A 16453-nucleotide genomic window follows, 5' to 3' on the forward strand; every position below is an offset into this window, starting at 1 on the left:
GATTAGGCACCATTGGTTTCCTGAAAAACCTCCTAGGTTTTTTACTAATTTTAGTAAGGTTGCTCCGAGCATGGTTGGGATGGCTAGGAAGAAGGAAAATTCTGCTGCGGCTGATCTAGATAGGCCCAAAATCATGGCTCCTATGATTGTGGCGGCAGATCTTGATGTGCCTGGGACCATGGCTAGGCATTGGAAAAATCCTATCAATAATATTGTTGTGTATGGGACATCTTCCAAGGATTCGTATTTGATATTTTTATTTCTCTTTTCAATGAAAATTATAATTAGACCCCAAAGGAGGAGCATGGCTGCTACTGTCATTGGATTGAAAAGATATTGGTCAATCAAATCGTCAAATAGAAGTCCAAGGACCATAGCTGGTAGGACTCCGACTATGACCTTAAACCACAAGTTTATAGTTTTTTTGTCTGGGTGGCTTAGGATAAAATACGCTTTTGATTGGCGATTTAAGTCTTCGTAGTTTTTTGGAAGCCTAATTTTAGCTTTAGTCCATGGGTTTAATTTTTCAAAGTAAAGGACAAGGACAGATAGGATGGCTCCAAGCTGGATAATTACGTTAAAGGCATTGGAAAATCCTTCTGGTTCGAGTTTTACAAATTGGTTTACAAGGATTAGGTGGCCTGTGGATGAGACAGGCAAAAATTCTGTGACTCCTTCTACAAGAGATAGGATTAGGACTTTTATAAAATCGATTATCATTCAAATTCCTCCATAAATGTGTGTTTTTCACCTTTTACAAGGTAGGCTAGGACCATGTCACAGTTGACATTTTCTGAACTTCTTAGAATTGACATTTCAACATTTGGATTATCTTTTTTTATATCTGCTATTAGCTCTTTGACTTTTTTCCTGGTGTGGGATTCACTCGATTTGGTAACTGTGCAGGCACAATCCAGAGCCTTAAGTTCGGCAAAGTCCCTCCACCTGATGATGTCTTCTTCTCTCAGGTAATAAAGGGGCCTGATTAGGAGCATATCTTCAAAGTTTTGGGCGGTAAGCTTTGGCTTCATAGTCTTGTAATTGCCTGCATAGAGGACGTTAATCATGATGGTTTCGATTACATCATTTAAGTGGTGGCCTAAGGCTAATTTGTTGCAACCAAGCTCTTTTGCCTTGGCATAGAGAAAGCCTCTCCTCATCCTCGCACAAAGATAGCAAGGGTTGCCCCCGTCTGCCAAGGTCTCTGAAATATCAAAAACTTTTGAGTCGTAGATTTTGGCAGGGATCCCGAGATAGGCCAGGTTTTTCTTTAGTAGATCTAAATTTTCCTCATCATAGCCTGGATTCATGCATAAGTATTCAACTTCAAATTTGACCTTCGAATGTTTGTGGAGTTCTTCTATAAGTTTGGCTAAAACTAGGGAATCCTTGCCACCAGATATGGCAACACCTACCCTATCGCCTTCTTCAATTAAATTAAATTCCTTGACAGCCTTGATAAAGGGTGACCAAAGTTCTTTCCTATATTTTTTTATGAGCGATTTTTCAATTTCTTTTATATCTGTCATAGTATTACTTTCCTTGATGGTTCGTATCTCTTGGATACTTCTAGTTTGATGTCCTTATCTGTATCAAGTCCCAGACTTTTTAGGTAGGTTTCAACTGTGATTTTCGATAATTCTTCGGTGTTGTTTGTGGTTGAAAGGTGGGATAGGAAAACCGATTCACCCTTGCCTTCTAGGGCATCGCCTAAGATTTCTGCTGCTTGGTCATTTGATAAATGGCCCATCTTGCCCATGACCCTGAGTTTCAAGTTGTAGGGATAAGGGCCAATTTTTAGGGCCTCGAGATCGTGGTTGGCTTCTAGGTAATAAATATCAGAGCCCTTGATTTGGTAGGCAATCTTATCGTCAATCACACCTGTATCTGTGAGGAGGGTGATTTTTTTGTTTGCCAGATAAAGCACAAAACCTACCGGCTCATTAGCATCATGGTAGGTCGAAATCGGATAAATATCCATGGATTTGAAATTTAAAAACTCGTTGGACTTAAATTCTCCTATGAGTTCTTCTTTGAAATTCTTGGTCTTTGGGAGAATGGCCTTCCAAGTGCCCCTGTTGGCATAAAGAGGAATTTTAAACCTCTTGGCAAGAACAGCTGCCCCCTTGGCGTGGTCAGCGTGTTCGTGGGTTAAAAATATCCCGTCAAGCTTACTTGCAGATTCTCCCACGCTTTCGAGGAGTCTTTCGATTTGCCTGCCAGAAAAACCAGCATCCACCAAGATTTTTGTTCCGTCATGGTCGATAAAAACAGAATTTCCAGAAGAACCTGATGATAAAACTACAAACTTAGTCATTTAAGTAGTCTTTCAAAAATTCTGCAATGGCAGGTGTATCGTTGGTTCCAATTACAAAATCCGCTGCTTTTTTGGTTATTTCTCGACCGTTTCCCATGGCAACTCCAACACCCACAGCCTCTAGGGACTTCACGTCATTGGCACCATCACCAAAATACATAATCTCGTCCATCTCTATATCAAGCATTTTAGCAAGGTCTTTTAAGGCTTCAGACTTGCCAGCATCTTTGTTTAGGACTTCTATGATATTTCTGTCATTTCTCATGTATTTAAAATATTTTTTAAAATCATCCTTGTGCCTATCTTCAAAGGCATCTAGGACTTTGATATCACCTTCAAAGCAAACTCTAGCCAAGCCAAGTTGGATATCTTTAGTATTTTCATACCTTAGCCAAGGCATCCTCACCTTTTTCTGATCACTTAGGAAATGTTTGTTGGGATGTTTTGCCTTGTTGTAGAGGATATCTCGGGTGTGAATGGTCACGTCAATCCTATCATCATCAAGCTTTGAAGAAATTTCTTCGGCTTCTTCTGCAGTCAAGGTCTTTTTTATTAGGGCCTTGCCTGTGGCGTTTTGCCTAATGAAGGCACCTGTACAGGTGATTGAATAATCGTCAAAGTCCATTAGGCCAAGCTCTTCCCTTATCCAGTAAAAACCATTAAAGGTCCTACCTGTGCAAAGAACAATTTTTAGGCCCTTTTCCTTTAAATTTTTAATTATTTCTTTAGTTTCTTCAAGTACTTTTAAGTCCCCTGTTATAAGGGTACCGTCTATATCAAATGCAATTAGCTTTATATCTTTTTTCATCATTTTCACTTTCTTTTCTTCTCTCAAACTCCTATTATTTTACTAGTCTTAAGGCTCGGATTCAATTTAAAAAGGGACATAAAAAACCACCCTCTTGGGGTGGTCTGATATTTGAACATTGATATTTTACACAGTCTCGGCTTTATAAGATTTCTCCTCCCTCCGGTCGTCGAAAGGGCGCGCGGGGGGGTACGAAAGGTGTCAGGAAATTTCAACCGAATATTTCCCTTCTTGCTTTAAAAGTTTTGTCTATTTTATTTCAGCCTTTACAGCATTGGCAACTACATCTGCCACACCTTTTTCGAAAGCACCTGGAATTACATAGTCAGCTTGTAGTTTTTCATCACTTACAAGGCCTGCAAGAGCTTTGGCTGCAGCAAGTTTCATGGCATCTGTGATTTCTTTTGCGTGGGCATCAAGAGCACCCCTAAAGATACCTGGGAAGGCTAGGACGTTGTTGATTTGGTTAGGAAAATCTGACCTACCTGTGGCAACAACCTTAGCGCCGGCTTCCTTAGCTAGGGCTGGATCTATTTCTGGCACCGGGTTTGCCATGGCAAAGACAATTGGGTCAGCCGCCATGTTTTTAACGTCAGCTTGGTCAATTACACCTGGGGCAGAAACTCCAATAAAAACATCACAACCCTTGATAGCTTCTTTGAGACTGCCTACCATATTTTCTTTGTTAGTTATCTTTGCAAGCTCAGCCTTAACTGGGTTTGAGCCTTCTAGGTGGGTCTTGTTGATTGTACCTTTTGAATCGCAGGCGATTATGTTTTTAACTCCCAAATCTAAAAGAAGTTTGGTGATAGAATAGCCTGCCGCACCAGCACCTGAGATGAGGACTTTGATTTCACTTGCTTTTTTGCCTACAATCTTTAGGGCATTTATAAGAGCTGCCACAGTTACAATGGCTGTTCCATGTTGGTCGTCGTGGAAGACTGGAATATCAAGGATTTCCTTGAGTTTATTTTCTATATAAACGCACCTAGGGGATGAAATGTCTTCGAGATTGATCCCACCAAAGCCTGGAGCAATATTTTTGACCGTTTCAATAATCTCGTCAGCATCTTGGGTATCAAGGACGATTGGCACTGCATTTACATCTCCAAATTCCTTAAAAAGTACAGCCTTACCTTCCATAACTGGCAGGCCAGCCTTTGGTCCAATATTGCCAAGGCCAAGAACAGCTGAACCGTCGGAGATAACTGCAATTGTGTTTGCCTTTGAGGTGTAGACATAGGCCTTGCTCTCGTCTTCGTGGATTTTCCTACAAGGTTCGGCTACTCCTGGTGTGTAGGCATAGGTCAAGTCTTCTGCATTTAAAACTTTTGCCTTAACTTCTGTGGCGACCTTGCCCTGCCATTGTTCGTGTTTTTTAAGTGCTATTTGGTAAACGTCCATAAATATTCCTCTCTTTATAAAATCCTTTTCATAGTCTAATTATAACATAAATTTGTGAAATTTTATACCAATTATTTAACAAGATGAAATATTACATAAAAAATCCTCCCTGCTTTTTATCGCAAGGAGGAAATTTCATTTGAAAATTTATTTGAAGATAAACATAGACACTATTGAAAATATAATTATTAGGGCTGTGAGAATCATAATCACCTTACCTGCTGTCCTTCCTATATTTATAGTATAGCCAACTCCCACTCTTTTCGGCACAAAAAGGGCTGGGTCATCGGGGTTGTTATAAAAACCAGCTCCCAAAATCCAATACTTGTCATCTTCTTCAAAGGAAAAATCTTCCATCTTATCAAGTCTTGAACCGTCAGTTCCTACCTTGATTCCAAGGTAAATCACACCTCCGATTGACAATAAAATTGTAAGACCAGTTAAAATATACAAAGGAATGCTAGTATTTTTTAGGGCTAGGTAATTAACTCCGATTTCAAAAAGTAAGGTCATGACAAAGGCATTTAGACCCAAGTAATAAGTCCAGGCTTTCTTGGCTTTTCTATTATTTTCCAAAGATTTTTCTGGATTTTCCTTTGAAATCCTTGGTCTAACTTTGATAACCATGATGTTTATAAAATAAAACATAAGGAGGCTTGCTAGACTTATTAGGCCTGGATAAAAAACATTGAGGTAGGTTTTATCACTCATCCTTGTGACCTTGCCCTCAAAGTCAGTCTGCATAATGATTTTATCGCCAATTTTGTCGTAATTTATAAACAAAAATAGGCTTACTCCTATTATTAGTAAAAGGGATGCTCCGTAGAATATGGCCATTATTTTCCTTAAGTCTGCCTTGCCTTCATTAGTATCGATTACTACGATTTTCCTCTTATCTTGGCTAAGCCCCTGCGTCATATTTTTGAGATTTTTATTGTAAATTATTAGAGGTAAGGACAAAAGGGCAATACTTATAAAAAAGATGAGTGTAATTATGCCAACTGACTCTGTAAGGTAGGAGGCAAAATACTGGCCAAGACCTAGGAAAATGGTCATTGTTAGAGCCATTATCTTATAATCTATTAGAATTTGCTTCATTGTTTCTGTCTCTCTTGCATCTTTTGGGACCGAAACTCCAAGTGTGTAGCCTTTTTTAGAAAAAGTCTGAACAAAGACTTGGATTATGCCAACCATTACAAGGACAAATGTATAATTTATTGCTATAAATCTTGCTTCAGTCATTTTTATTCTCCCATTTTTTATTAATATTAGATATAAATTCTTCCTCGCTAAGGCCCTTTAGCCTGGCAATAGCAATTAAAAGATCAAGCTCTGATGCCATTTTCTCACTGTCAAAATCTTTCATAGGATTTTTTTCTTCACTAATTAGGCTACCAAACCTTCGGTCCATAATGATAAGCCCGTCGGCCTCCAAAAGCTTGTAGGCCTTGTTTACCGTGTGGAGGTTGATGCCGATATTTTCCGCCATTTCCCTTACGGAAGGGAGTTTGTCGCCAGGTTTTATATCTCCTTTAGCAAGGCCAATAATAATCCCCCTTCTGATTTGCTCATAGATTTGCAAGTCAGACTTAAAATTAATTTCTAAAAACATTTTACCTCCTTGTCCTATCTGTTATACATATTATATAACAACCCTAGCAATTTGTAAAGGCGAGCTTGCATATTTTTCTTATTTAGATTAGCTAGTTAACTGTTGGGATTTTTTCAATTCTAGGTTATAATATTGTCGAGGTAAAAATATGAAATTAGGAATAATCGGTGCAGGAGCTGTTGGTTTTGCAGTTGGCTATACAGCTGCAAGAATGGGCATAGCTTCTGACATAAAATACAATGATATAATCGAAGAAAAGGCCAAGGCCCAGGCCATGGATATAGAAGATGCGTCAAGCTTTTATCCACACTATGTAAAAATGAGCTGGGGGTCTTACAAGGACATGGCAGACAGGGACATAATCGTAACAGCCACAGGCAGCCTTGACGGTATCCGTGACAGGCTCGAAGAATACGAGATGTTCAAAGACGCTACAGAAGCCTATGTTAAAGAAATTGTGGCAGCAGGTTTTGATGGAATATTTATAGTTGTGGGCAATCCTTGCGATTTAATGGCAGATTTAGTCTACAGGGCAAGTGGTTTTCCAAAAGAAAGAGTCATAGGATCTGGTACAGCCCTTGATACAACAAGGCTAAACACCACCTTATGCAAACTTTTAGAAATCGACCCATCAGACGTAAGGGGAGTTGTACTTGGTGAACACGGCGAAAGCCAATTTGTTGCCTGGTCAAATATCTTTGTCAACAACCTTCAATTTGACGAATATTTAAAACAAAATCCAAAAAGCTTTTCAAGAGATGACGTTGAAAACCTAGTAAGAGAAAGGGCTTGGAGGGTAATAGACGGCAAGGGTCACACCCAATGCGGTATAGGAAATACAGTATGTTCGATGATAGACGCCATAGTCAACGATAGGAAAAAAGTAATACTCGTAGCCACCCTCATGGAAGGCATGTACAACCTAAACGACATCTACCTATCCACCCCATGCGTCCTAGGCAAAAATGGCATGGAAAAAGCCATCGAACTAAAATTAACAGACGAAGAACTAGAAAGACTAAAACATTCCGAAAAAGTTTTGAAGGCTAATAGGGAAAAATATAAGTAGGAATGTGATAATGTTGAAAATCCACAGAAAGTGGGTATATTAATAATACCATGAAGTTAATCAATTAAACATGGATTTACCAAAAAACGGACGAGCCACACACTCGTCCGTTTTTTTGTACTAGTTATCATCTTTATTTATCAAGCTTCGCTTGACCACTCCGTGGAGGGTCTCCTCGAGCCGACGGGCTAGTTTCTAGCCACTTGCACAATAAGTTACCAGCTACTTGTGCTAAAACAGCAACTATGAAGTTAATCAATTCTCGCATGAACTCACCTCCCCTCATGCTAATGAGAGCGATGATAACATAGACATTATACTCTTTTATTTTTAGAACATAATAAATTGCCAGTTATATTTTAAATCCAATACTTTCCTATATATTTATATATTTGGTAGAAATCATCCTCATTTTCTAAGACTTCCCAAGTAAAAGAAATAAAATCTTTTTTATAATCATCACTTGAACCAAATACCCATATAGACTCCTTTGAAGCTATAAGGACATACTTTGCGTCTAGAATTTTGGCATAACTTCTTACCTGGATTCTTGCTTTTTCAAGTTCTTTCATTGAGTTTATAGAAAACTTCGCTTCGATTATAAAATCGCATGATTCACTTGCAGACTTTGTTTTTGGATTAATTACAAAATCTGGTATAAGCAAGTGATTATTGTTGCCAACTTTTATATATAATTGCTGAACATAATCAGTTTCACTATAGCCAAGCCTCGCTAAAAATGGTTTGATAAGTTTATTCTCAACATCCTTCTCACTTTGAAAATCCTGACTATCATTCATAGAAAAATACTCCAAACGTGGAAAATCTAAATTTTTAATTTCAAGCAAGTGATTATACGCAGATGGCAACAGCTCGACTCCATTTAAACCTTGCATATTTTTTCTAACAATTGGAAGATTTTTAAAAACCTCATCTTCTTTTAATTCGTTCAATGTAAGTTTTTCAATCTTTTCTGCATTAGAAATATAAGTACACCTGTAATAATAAAAAAATGGATCAATAAAACCAATTGATACACTAGTCCAAATTGAATCAATGGCTGAAATTGGATATTTCACATACATAAGCACCTTATCACCCACTTTAATATCAGGACTGCATTGCCATGGAGTGATATTATCCATGTCATTTGATAAAAATATATCATCTTTGCCTGCACCTATAAGGTAGGCAGCACTAGGATTTGGCAAATCTTTTATAATATAGGAATCAATCCCACCTACATACTTGGGTGCAAAATCATATAAAAATGCAATTAATTCATAGCTAGTTAAGTCATTTTCTTGCTTGAATTCTAGCAAAGATTTACAAATCTCTCCATAATAAAAAAACCTACCCTTATAGTCACTTTTATTTGGAATCTCTGGCAAACTTATATCAAATTCTGCGAAAATTTTCTCTAATATATTAAAATTACATTTAAAATAGTAGGGAATAAATAAATCTGGAAGCTCATAGGATAGCAAGGTTGTATAATATGATAGGTAACTAGAAAAATCATCAAAAGCTAATTTTTCATTTATATTATTATCTGCATATAAAAATTTATGAAAATATTTTAGTCCAGACTCTATGGTGTACCTACCATATTCAAAAAAGTAATAATTTCGACTTAAAAACTCCACGAAATCATCTAATTCTTCTTTTAATAAGTCATTAATCTTTTTACTAGGGCAAAATGACCTGTGAAGCTTAGAAATTTTTTCTACATAGGTAGGTGACAGGTTTTTGGAATAATTTTCTTCAAAAAATTCTACAAGTTTTTTGCCTCCAGCATCCAAGTATAAGTTCCATGTGTAAGTATTAAACATAAGCCTTCCTTTTTATTAAAATTTTAACTTTCTATCAAACTAAACAAAGAAATTCACCTTAAAACTTCCTTAAATTTGTTGGTTTAATTATAACATTTTAGAATTTTATGTAAAGAAAAACCAGGAAATCTCCTGGTTTCTTCTTAATTACTTCAATGTCTTCTCGCTTCGCTCGACCATTCCATGGAGGGTCCTCAACGAGGCGGTTTTCTCTCTCGCTTCGCTGCGAGCCACTCCGTGGAGGCCGCTCCTTCAGCCGCGGTGGCTAGCTTTTAATACATAGGCATTTGTGGAGCTGGCATTTGTGGCTCTGCTTTTGGGATGTCTGCTACTGCGGCTTCTGTTGTGAGTATCATGCCTGCTACGCTTACTGCGTTTTGTAGGGCAGATCTTGTTACCTTGGTTGGTTCTACGATTCCTGCTTCGAACATGTTTACGAATTTGTTTTCGTAGGCATCGTAGCCTTCTTCCTTGCCTGAGTTTTTAACTTTTTCTACTATTACAGATCCGTCAAGGCCTGCGTTTTCTACTATTTGTCTTAGTGGAGCTTCTAGGGCCTTTTCTATGATTAGGGCGCCTGTTTTTTCATCGCCTACTAGGCTTTCTCTTAGCTCTTCTACCTTGTCTATTGCGCCTATTAGGACTACTCCACCACCTGCTACGATTCCTTCTTCTACAGCAGCTCTGGTTGCTGATAGGGCATCTTCAATTCTGTATTTTTTCTCTTGCATTTCTGTTTCTGTGGCTGCACCTACGTTGATTACTGCAACACCACCTGCAAGCTTGGCTAGTCTTTCTTGAAGTTTTTCTTTTTCGTATTCACTTTCTTCTTTGGCTACTTGGTTTCTGATGTTTTCTACTCTTTCTGCTAGGGCATTTTTGTCGCCTTTGCCTTCTACAATTGTTGTATTGTCTTTGTCTACTTTTACTTTCTTAGCAGATCCTAACATATCAACCGTTGCTTCTTTTAGGTCCATTCCAAGGTCTTCGCTTATTACCTTTGCACCCGTTAGGATGGCTATATCTTCAAGCATGGCCTTTCTTCTGTCACCATAGCCTGGTGCTTTTACTGCTACTACGTTGAATGTTCCTCTTAATTTGTTTAGGATAAGAGTTGTGAGTGCTTCGCCGTCTACATCATCTGCTATGATCAGAAGAGGTCTTGATTCTTGAACGATTTGTTCTAGGAGTGGAAGAACTTCTTGGATGTTTGAAATTTTCTTGTCTGTCAAAAGAATGTATGGGTCTGCAAGTTCTGCTATCATCTTTTCGTTGTCTGTTGCCATGTATGGTGATAGGTAGCCCCTGTCAAATTGCATACCTTCTACAAGGTCGAGGTAGGTGCCAGTTGTTTTTGATTCTTCTACTGTTATAACTCCGTCATTTCCAACCTTTTCCATAGCGTCGGCGATTAGCTTACCGATGGCGTGGTCTTGGGAAGAAATTGAACCTACGTTTTCTATAGCTTGTTTATCTTCAACTTCTTTTGAGTTTTCCTTGATGTAGTCAACTACAAGGTCTGTTGCTTTCTTAAGTTACTTGTTTAAGACAATTGGGTTTGCACCTGCTGCAAGGTTTTTAAGGCCTTCTTTGATTACTGAATAAGCAAGGACTGTAGCTGTTGTTGTACCATCACCTGCTACGTCGTTTGTTTTGGTTGCCACTTCTTTTACAAGTTGAGCACCCATATTTTCAAACCTATCTTCTAATTCTATGTCATTTGCAATTGTTACACCATCGTTTGTGATGGTTGGAGCACCGTAAGTCTTGTCTAAAACTACGTTTCTACCCTTTGGTCCAAGGGTAACCCTTACTGCATTTGCAAGTTTATCTATACCTCTTTCGAGACCTTCTCTAGCGTCTGTACCGAATTTAATATCTTTTGCCATTTTTTCCTCCTTAACCTTCAACTACTGCCAAAATGTCGTTGTATTTAACTACGATAAATTCAGTATCATCTAGTTTTACATCTGTGCCAGCATATTGGGAATAAATAACCTTATCGCCAACTTTTAGGTTGTCTTTTTTCTTTTCGTCATTTTCTATATCAGCGCTTATAGCAACTACTTCTGCATATTGTGGTTTTTCTTGAGCACTTTGTGGAAGAACAATCCCAGATGCTGTAGTTTTTTCTGCTTCGGCTTTTTTTATTACAATCCTATCTCCGATTGGTTTTAAATTCATATTATTTCCTCCTATTGAAAAATATAGCTTTGGGTTTTATTAGCAGTCATTTGTATCGAGTGCTAACTCCTAGTTATAATATACTAAGATGTTTTTTTATTTCAAGAGTAATCTAAAATAAGAATTTATTTATCCATGTAAAAGGCAAGCCTTTCCACTAATTTCACCACATCTTCCTTGTTTGTAGCGCAAAGGGCAATCCTGATTCCCTTAGCAGATGGGATGGTAAAGATATTTTCTTTTTCTAAATTTTCTGTGATTTCAAAGGCCCTAGGAGTTGTTACAAAGGCGAAAAACCCGCCAAAATATGGGATTATTTCTAATTTGTGCTTAGAAGCTTCGCTTACAAAGACATCTGCCCTTTTCTTTAGCATAGCCTTTAGGGATGCGAGTTCCTTGTCGTATTCACCCTTGTTTTCGTCTTTGGCAAGGTCAACTAGGATAAATTGTGGAGCGTGGACTCCATTTGACCAATTGCACCTAGCAGAGGTCGCCATGGCATCCTTAAATTCTTCAATAACTTCCTTTGAGCTTGAAATTCCAATCACAGCCCCACTCCTTAGACCGTAGGCTGTGTAGGCCTTGGACATGGAAAAGGCAACTAAAACCATGAGATTTTCAGGAAGATTTGAAAACTTCTTGAAGAATTTTTTCTGATCTCCATCTCCCGCAAATTCTATGTAGGCCACATCTATGATTAGGGTTACTTTCTTGCCTTTTTCTACAGCTTCTTTGGAAATTTCTAAAACTTCATCCCATTCTTCATCTGAAAGAGAATAGCCAGTTGGGTTGTTGCCTGGGGAATTAATTATAGAAACCATTCTGTCGTGGCCTTTTAGGGCCTCATCTTGGCAGGCTTTGTAGGCTTTAAGGTCAAATTTAAAATCTTTGGTAAAGAAATTGTAGGTCCTAAAGTCTCTATCAAATTCCCTGCACATCTTCTGGTAAGGTTGCCAAAAATAATCGTGGCAAATAACTGGATCGCCAATGTCAGCATAGGAAAAAATCCCATTTCTGATAGCTCCTGTCCCACCTGGTGTAGAAACAGCCTCTATATAGGCATCAGGCCTAAAATCTTCAAAAAGAAGGTTTATAACAGTTTCCCTGAAGGCTTTTTCACCCTCGATTGGGGCATAGGATGCGATTAGGCTCCTATCCATGGTCTCAAGCCTTTTATAAAAGGAATCAAGGGCTATTATATTTCCCTCATCATCAGCTAAGGTTCCTAGGACAGCATTTATTACATTTTCCTTGCCAAACTTGGCTTGGGCAGCCTTTACCTTGGCGTTTATTGAAAAAGCGAGGTCTGGGCCAGTCTTTCCGCTTTTTTGAATTGTCATTGTCATGTTTTTCTCCTTTACTAGGGTTTTTTATTATTATACCAAATTTTTTTGACTTGCCTTTGAATTTAATAAGTATTTTGGGTATGAATTAAAAATAAAAGGAGAATATTATGACTAAATACAATAAAGATGATTTGAAAAAAACCTTAACCGATATCCAATACGAAGTGACCCAGGAAAGTGGGACAGAAATGCCGTTTTCATCAGAATATGACAATTTTTATGAGGATGGGATTTATGTTGACATAGTTTCTGGCGAGCCACTTTTTTCTTCAAAAGATAAGTTCAATGCCGGTTGTGGTTGGCCTTCCTTTACCAAACCTATTGAGGGGACCGAACTTACCCAAAAGGACGATTTTAGGCTTATGAGAAAAAGAATTGAAGTTAGGAGCAAGGAGGCTGACAGCCACCTAGGCCACGTTTTCCCAGATGGCCCTAAGGAAGCAACAGGGCTAAGGTACTGTATAAATGGGGCAGCCCTTCGTTTTGTGCCAAAGGATAAGCTTGTTGAAGAGGGCTACGGCGAATACTTAAAGATATTCCAATAGAAAGGGGCTGTTGCAAATTGTGAATAATTATCGTCCCATCATCATAGGGTTCTCTCTCAAAGTTTCATGTTTAGCCCGCCGGCTCATGGAGGCGAAACTTCACGAGAGGTTCCTATGATGATATCGGGACGATTTATTCATTCTGCAACAGCCCCTTAAAATTCAAAATTTTTGCCAACTTGCATTTAAGTTATCAACTTATTTTTTCTTAGATTTTCTACTTAAGAATAGTCCTAAGATAGAAATTCCTAAAATTGCCCCAACAAGCTTAGTTCCGGTCACACCTGTCTTTGGGCTGACCTTTTTCTTTGTCCAAGCCTGGTTTTTCCTAGGCTTAGCTTGGTTTTCGTAAGTCTCTACCTTATTTTCTTTAAGCTTTTTCCCAGTTGCTTTGGCCTTCTTTGGCTCATCATGATTTTTCAATGATTTACTGGCCTTTAATGCCACTATTTTTTCCTTAGTCTGCTTAGGTTTTGACTTTTCCTGTGCTTGCTTTGTTTCTAACGGTGTCTTATCATCGATTTTTTCATAGATAGCCTGGTAATTTATGCCCTCTACAAAATCTTCATCTGCTTGGAGTCTTGGATACCAACCAACAAACTTCAAAGACTTGTCCCTAGGAATTACAGTTGGAATTACAAGTCCCTTTTCCTGGGCCTTAGCTTGGCCAAATGTCAAGGTCTGTTTGATATCAAATGCAATTACTTGACCAAAATCGAAAGTTGGATTGTATTTCAAATAGCCATCCTTGCCTGGGTTGAAATAAATTCTCTTATAGCCCTTTGGAATTGGACTATAGATATCTGTATTTACCCTAATTACCTTTGTTGTTGGCTCTTTTTCGGTTTCTTCAGGACTCTTTGTGTCAAAGTGTTTTATCAATGAGTTAATCCTATCTATGTCAAGTTGGCTTGACTCATCGATTTTAGCAAGACTAGTCCTAGAGCCTTTGTTTTCTAGGCTTGGGGAAGGCTTGCTAGTGTTAGGTTGATTATTTTTTTGGTCTTGATTTTCTTCTGGTTTTTTTTCTTCTTCAGGTTTTGCTGGTTTATCGGTATCCTTGCCTTCTTCTGGTAATTTTGGAAGATCTGGATTTTTTGGGTCAATTTCTTCTTCGCCCTCTTTTGGATTTTGAGGGTTTACTGGTTTATCCTCGCCTTCACCTTTTCCTGGATTCTCTGGATGGTCTGGAGTTTCGCCACCTTCACTATCTTTTGGATTTTGTGGTTGGTTTGGATTTTCCGGATTTGTTTCTCCCTTACCTTTTCCTAGCTCTTGTGGTTGGTCTGGAGTTTTGCCACCTTCACCATCTTTTGGTTTTTGTGGTTGATTTGGGTTTTCGGGATGTGTTTCTCCTTCGCCTTTTTCTGGTTTTTGTGGTTGGTCTGGAGTTTTACCACCCTTACCTTCTTCTGGGTTTTGTGGTTGGTCTGGATTTTCCGGATTTGTTTCTCCTTTGCCTTCTCCTGGTTTTTGTGGAGTTGTTGGGTTCTCACCACCCTTGCCTTCTTCATCTTCTGTTTTTTGGTCATGGTTTTCTTCTTTTTTGGTAAAGACCCAAGTTCCAGTGAATTTCTCATCATTATTTGATACTTTTAATTCATTTTTATCCCAACCCTTAAAGGTCCAAGTTCCAGTTTCACTTTTAATTTCTTCAAACTTATTTGTTGGAGCTTGTACTTCTTCACCTTCCTTAGCCTTAACTGGTTGCATTTTAGCCAAAATTTCTTTTACAGATTCAGGTAGGGCTTGGTCTGGGGTACCGCTTACAAAGTCGTATGAAACTCCAAAAAGTTTTGCCCACTTAGCGTATATTTTAGTATCTTCTACCATAGGCCTATCAAAATCAAATGGTGTCTTGTAATCTTGATCAAGATACCAACCTTCAAAGCTATAGCCCTCTGCCTCTGGCTTTGTTGGTTCGGTTGGTTTTTGGTCTTCTAAGACATCCTGGTCTATATTTTCTCCATTTCTCCTATAATCAAGGCTAAGCTGGTATTTTTTCTCTGAATCCTTGTAAATAGCCTCGTAAGTTAGGCTAGGAGAGTTTATTTTAACTTCACCTTCATTATCATAAAGAAGTTTTACATCTTTTTTAAATTTTTTCGAATGATTTTTGTCCTTGAATTTCACATCATAAACGAAATCAAATTCATCCATAAAAGATGGAAGCCTATCATTGTCAAGGGCTATTTTGTAATAATCCCCTTCTTTTTCACTGGTTAATTCTATAAGCTTATTTTCCTTAGTTCTGATATAAAATTTCATATCAAGTGTATCGTCATCCTTGCCAACGCCAACCAAAAAACGTGGCTTTATGAGATATTGGCTTAGCCTTGATCTTTTCAATAATTTCTTATAATCTTCTGGTAAGTTTTTAATTTTAATTTGACTGATAAACCTAAGTGTATCACCCATTGCCACTTGGCTGTTATCAGTCAAATTTTCAAAATTTTCTGTATCCCTTTTGTTTATTTGTCGTAAAACCTTGCCATTTTCGCCGAAATTTAAATCAGCATTCTTGCAATCTATAAAATAACTTCCGTAGGCTTCGTCATTGAAACTCGCCTTATCCACTAAATCTTCGGTATTAATCGGTTTTTTCTTATCAGGATCTAAATAAAATTGTCCCTTAAGACAAATATTGTGTTTGGTATTTAAAAGGCTTACCTTGTCATCAGGTCCAATTTCTCTAGCCCTTAGCCATTTACTTTTATCATAAGGATAATCATAATCATTAGTGTAAACCTCAGTAGTAAAAGTTATTTTAAAAGTCTCTTGAGGAGCAAGAGGGATACCCTTATCAAATGTTAATTTTAAGCCTATTTGTTCAGTAGTGAATATGCCGAAACTATTAACATCCGTACCTATTTTTTTACTTATTGTCTTATAATGTCTATCTTTATAACTTACAGTACAGCGATAATTTTTAAGCTTGTTCGAATCATACTCTACATATCTTATGCGAGTATTTTTCGAATTTACAACAGAGGAATTTTTCAACATATCTTCATTGGATATCTCCCCTAGGTAAATCACATCATTGGGATTATCAGCTTTAGCTTCATTTTTAATCTCAAGTGTCCATTTAATATCTTTAGATGTAGAATCATAGTAATCAAATTTACCTCTATCTTGTGTAAGCTTGAAACTTAACTTTTTATCTAATTTTTCCCTAGTTTTTTCTTCACTTGAAGCGTAGGCTGGCCTTATTTCACCAACTACCGGCATAACTTGGCCAAAACTTAGGATGGCAGCTACCATCAATGATAAAATTTTTTCTCTTTTCATAATTCCCCCATAAATCATTCCTACCTATATATTACAATAAAATGA

The 16453-nt window shown here is 37.8% G+C and carries 13 protein-coding genes and 1 pseudogene; 2 read left to right on the forward strand and 12 right to left on the reverse strand.

Annotated features, from left to right (window positions below):
• The 7 genes from RQ907_RS01865 to RQ907_RS01895 form a co-directional block, all read right to left on the reverse strand.
• Positions 1-720 (reverse strand): undecaprenyl-diphosphate phosphatase (locus tag RQ907_RS01865; RefSeq protein WP_311491710.1); only part of this gene is annotated, 720 nt, incomplete at its 3' end.
• Positions 717-1529, reverse strand: a complete 813-nt coding sequence (locus tag RQ907_RS01870) for an ATP-binding protein (protein WP_311491711.1) — start codon at positions 1527-1529, stop codon at positions 717-719. The genes RQ907_RS01865 and RQ907_RS01870, both read right to left, overlap by 4 nt.
• Positions 1526-2317: an MBL fold metallo-hydrolase gene (locus RQ907_RS01875; RefSeq protein WP_311491712.1), complete on the reverse strand. Its 792-nt coding sequence runs from the start codon at positions 2315-2317 to the stop codon at positions 1526-1528. The genes RQ907_RS01870 and RQ907_RS01875 overlap by 4 nt, the downstream gene beginning before the upstream one ends.
• Positions 2310-3152, reverse strand: coding sequence for a Cof-type HAD-IIB family hydrolase (locus RQ907_RS01880; protein WP_311491713.1), 843 nt, complete (start codon positions 3150-3152; stop codon positions 2310-2312). The genes RQ907_RS01875 and RQ907_RS01880 overlap by 8 nt, the downstream gene beginning before the upstream one ends.
• A gap of 222 nt (positions 3153-3374) precedes the next feature.
• On the reverse strand, positions 3375-4529 hold the full coding sequence (locus tag RQ907_RS01885) for an NADP-dependent malic enzyme (RefSeq protein WP_311491714.1): 1155 nt from the start codon (positions 4527-4529) through the stop codon (positions 3375-3377).
• A gap of 147 nt (positions 4530-4676) precedes the next feature.
• The gene (locus RQ907_RS01890) at positions 4677-5771 is read right to left on the reverse strand and encodes a DUF5808 domain-containing protein (RefSeq protein WP_311491715.1); all 1095 of its coding nucleotides are present in this window, start codon (positions 5769-5771) and stop codon (positions 4677-4679) included.
• On the reverse strand, positions 5764-6141 hold the full coding sequence (locus RQ907_RS01895; RefSeq protein ID WP_311491716.1) for a GntR family transcriptional regulator: 378 nt from the start codon (positions 6139-6141) through the stop codon (positions 5764-5766). The genes RQ907_RS01890 and RQ907_RS01895 overlap by 8 nt, the downstream gene beginning before the upstream one ends.
• A gap of 148 nt (positions 6142-6289) precedes the next feature.
• Between RQ907_RS01895 and RQ907_RS01900 the strand changes: the two genes are divergently transcribed.
• Positions 6290-7210, forward strand: a complete 921-nt coding sequence (locus RQ907_RS01900) for a lactate/malate family dehydrogenase (protein ID WP_311491717.1) — start codon at positions 6290-6292, stop codon at positions 7208-7210.
• A 359-nt stretch (positions 7211-7569) separates the two neighbouring features.
• Here the strand turns inward: RQ907_RS01900 and RQ907_RS01905 are convergent, their stop codons facing one another.
• The 4 genes and pseudogenes from RQ907_RS01905 to RQ907_RS01920 form a co-directional block, all read right to left on the reverse strand.
• Positions 7570-9042: a hypothetical protein gene (locus RQ907_RS01905; protein WP_311491718.1), complete on the reverse strand. Its 1473-nt coding sequence runs from the start codon at positions 9040-9042 to the stop codon at positions 7570-7572.
• Positions 9043-9314: 272 nt separating this feature from the next.
• Positions 9315-10931 (reverse strand): annotated as a pseudogene (gene groL / locus RQ907_RS01910) (chaperonin GroEL).
• A 10-nt stretch (positions 10932-10941) separates the two neighbouring features.
• On the reverse strand, positions 10942-11226 hold the full coding sequence (groES, locus tag RQ907_RS01915) for a co-chaperone GroES (RefSeq protein WP_311491719.1): 285 nt from the start codon (positions 11224-11226) through the stop codon (positions 10942-10944).
• 125 nt (positions 11227-11351) lie between these two features.
• Positions 11352-12572, reverse strand: coding sequence for a pyridoxal phosphate-dependent aminotransferase (locus RQ907_RS01920; RefSeq protein WP_311491720.1), 1221 nt, complete (start codon positions 12570-12572; stop codon positions 11352-11354).
• Positions 12573-12679: 107 nt separating this feature from the next.
• Here RQ907_RS01920 and msrB point away from each other — a divergent pair, with 107 nt between their 5' ends.
• Positions 12680-13117 carry a peptide-methionine (R)-S-oxide reductase MsrB gene (msrB, locus tag RQ907_RS01925; RefSeq protein WP_311491721.1) on the forward strand — a complete coding sequence of 146 codons (438 nt, stop codon included), beginning with the start codon at positions 12680-12682 and terminating at the stop codon, positions 13115-13117.
• A 198-nt stretch (positions 13118-13315) separates the two neighbouring features.
• Here msrB and RQ907_RS01930 read toward each other — a convergent pair whose 3' ends face one another.
• The gene (locus RQ907_RS01930; protein ID WP_311491722.1) at positions 13316-16408 is read right to left on the reverse strand and encodes an SHIRT domain-containing protein; all 3093 of its coding nucleotides are present in this window, start codon (positions 16406-16408) and stop codon (positions 13316-13318) included.
• Positions 16409-16453: the final 45 nt, after the last annotated feature.

Source organism: uncultured Anaerococcus sp., assembly GCF_963510575.1.
In the GTDB taxonomy this organism is placed as follows: domain Bacteria; phylum Bacillota; class Clostridia; order Tissierellales; family Peptoniphilaceae; genus Anaerococcus.

Coding starts and splice junctions, on each gene's coding strand:
- RQ907_RS01870 (WP_311491711.1), bottom strand. CDS start 1,529: ATGACAGATATAAAAGAAATTGAAAAATCGCTCATAAAAAAATATAGG.
- RQ907_RS01875 (WP_311491712.1), bottom strand. CDS start 2,317: ATGACTAAGTTTGTAGTTTTATCATCAGGTTCTTCTGGAAATTCTGTT.
- RQ907_RS01885 (WP_311491714.1), bottom strand. CDS start 4,529: ATGGACGTTTACCAAATAGCACTTAAAAAACACGAACAATGGCAGGGC.
- RQ907_RS01890 (WP_311491715.1), bottom strand. CDS start 5,771: ATGACTGAAGCAAGATTTATAGCAATAAATTATACATTTGTCCTTGTA.
- RQ907_RS01895 (WP_311491716.1), bottom strand. CDS start 6,141: ATGTTTTTAGAAATTAATTTTAAGTCTGACTTGCAAATCTATGAGCAA.
- RQ907_RS01900 (WP_311491717.1), top strand. CDS start 6,290: ATGAAATTAGGAATAATCGGTGCAGGAGCTGTTGGTTTTGCAGTTGGC.
- RQ907_RS01905 (WP_311491718.1), bottom strand. CDS start 9,042: ATGTTTAATACTTACACATGGAACTTATACTTGGATGCTGGAGGCAAA.
- groES (WP_311491719.1), bottom strand. CDS start 11,226: ATGAATTTAAAACCAATCGGAGATAGGATTGTAATAAAAAAAGCCGAA.
- RQ907_RS01920 (WP_311491720.1), bottom strand. CDS start 12,572: ATGACAATGACAATTCAAAAAAGCGGAAAGACTGGCCCAGACCTCGCT.
- msrB (WP_311491721.1), top strand. CDS start 12,680: ATGACTAAATACAATAAAGATGATTTGAAAAAAACCTTAACCGATATC.
- RQ907_RS01930 (WP_311491722.1), bottom strand. CDS start 16,408: ATGAAAAGAGAAAAAATTTTATCATTGATGGTAGCTGCCATCCTAAGT.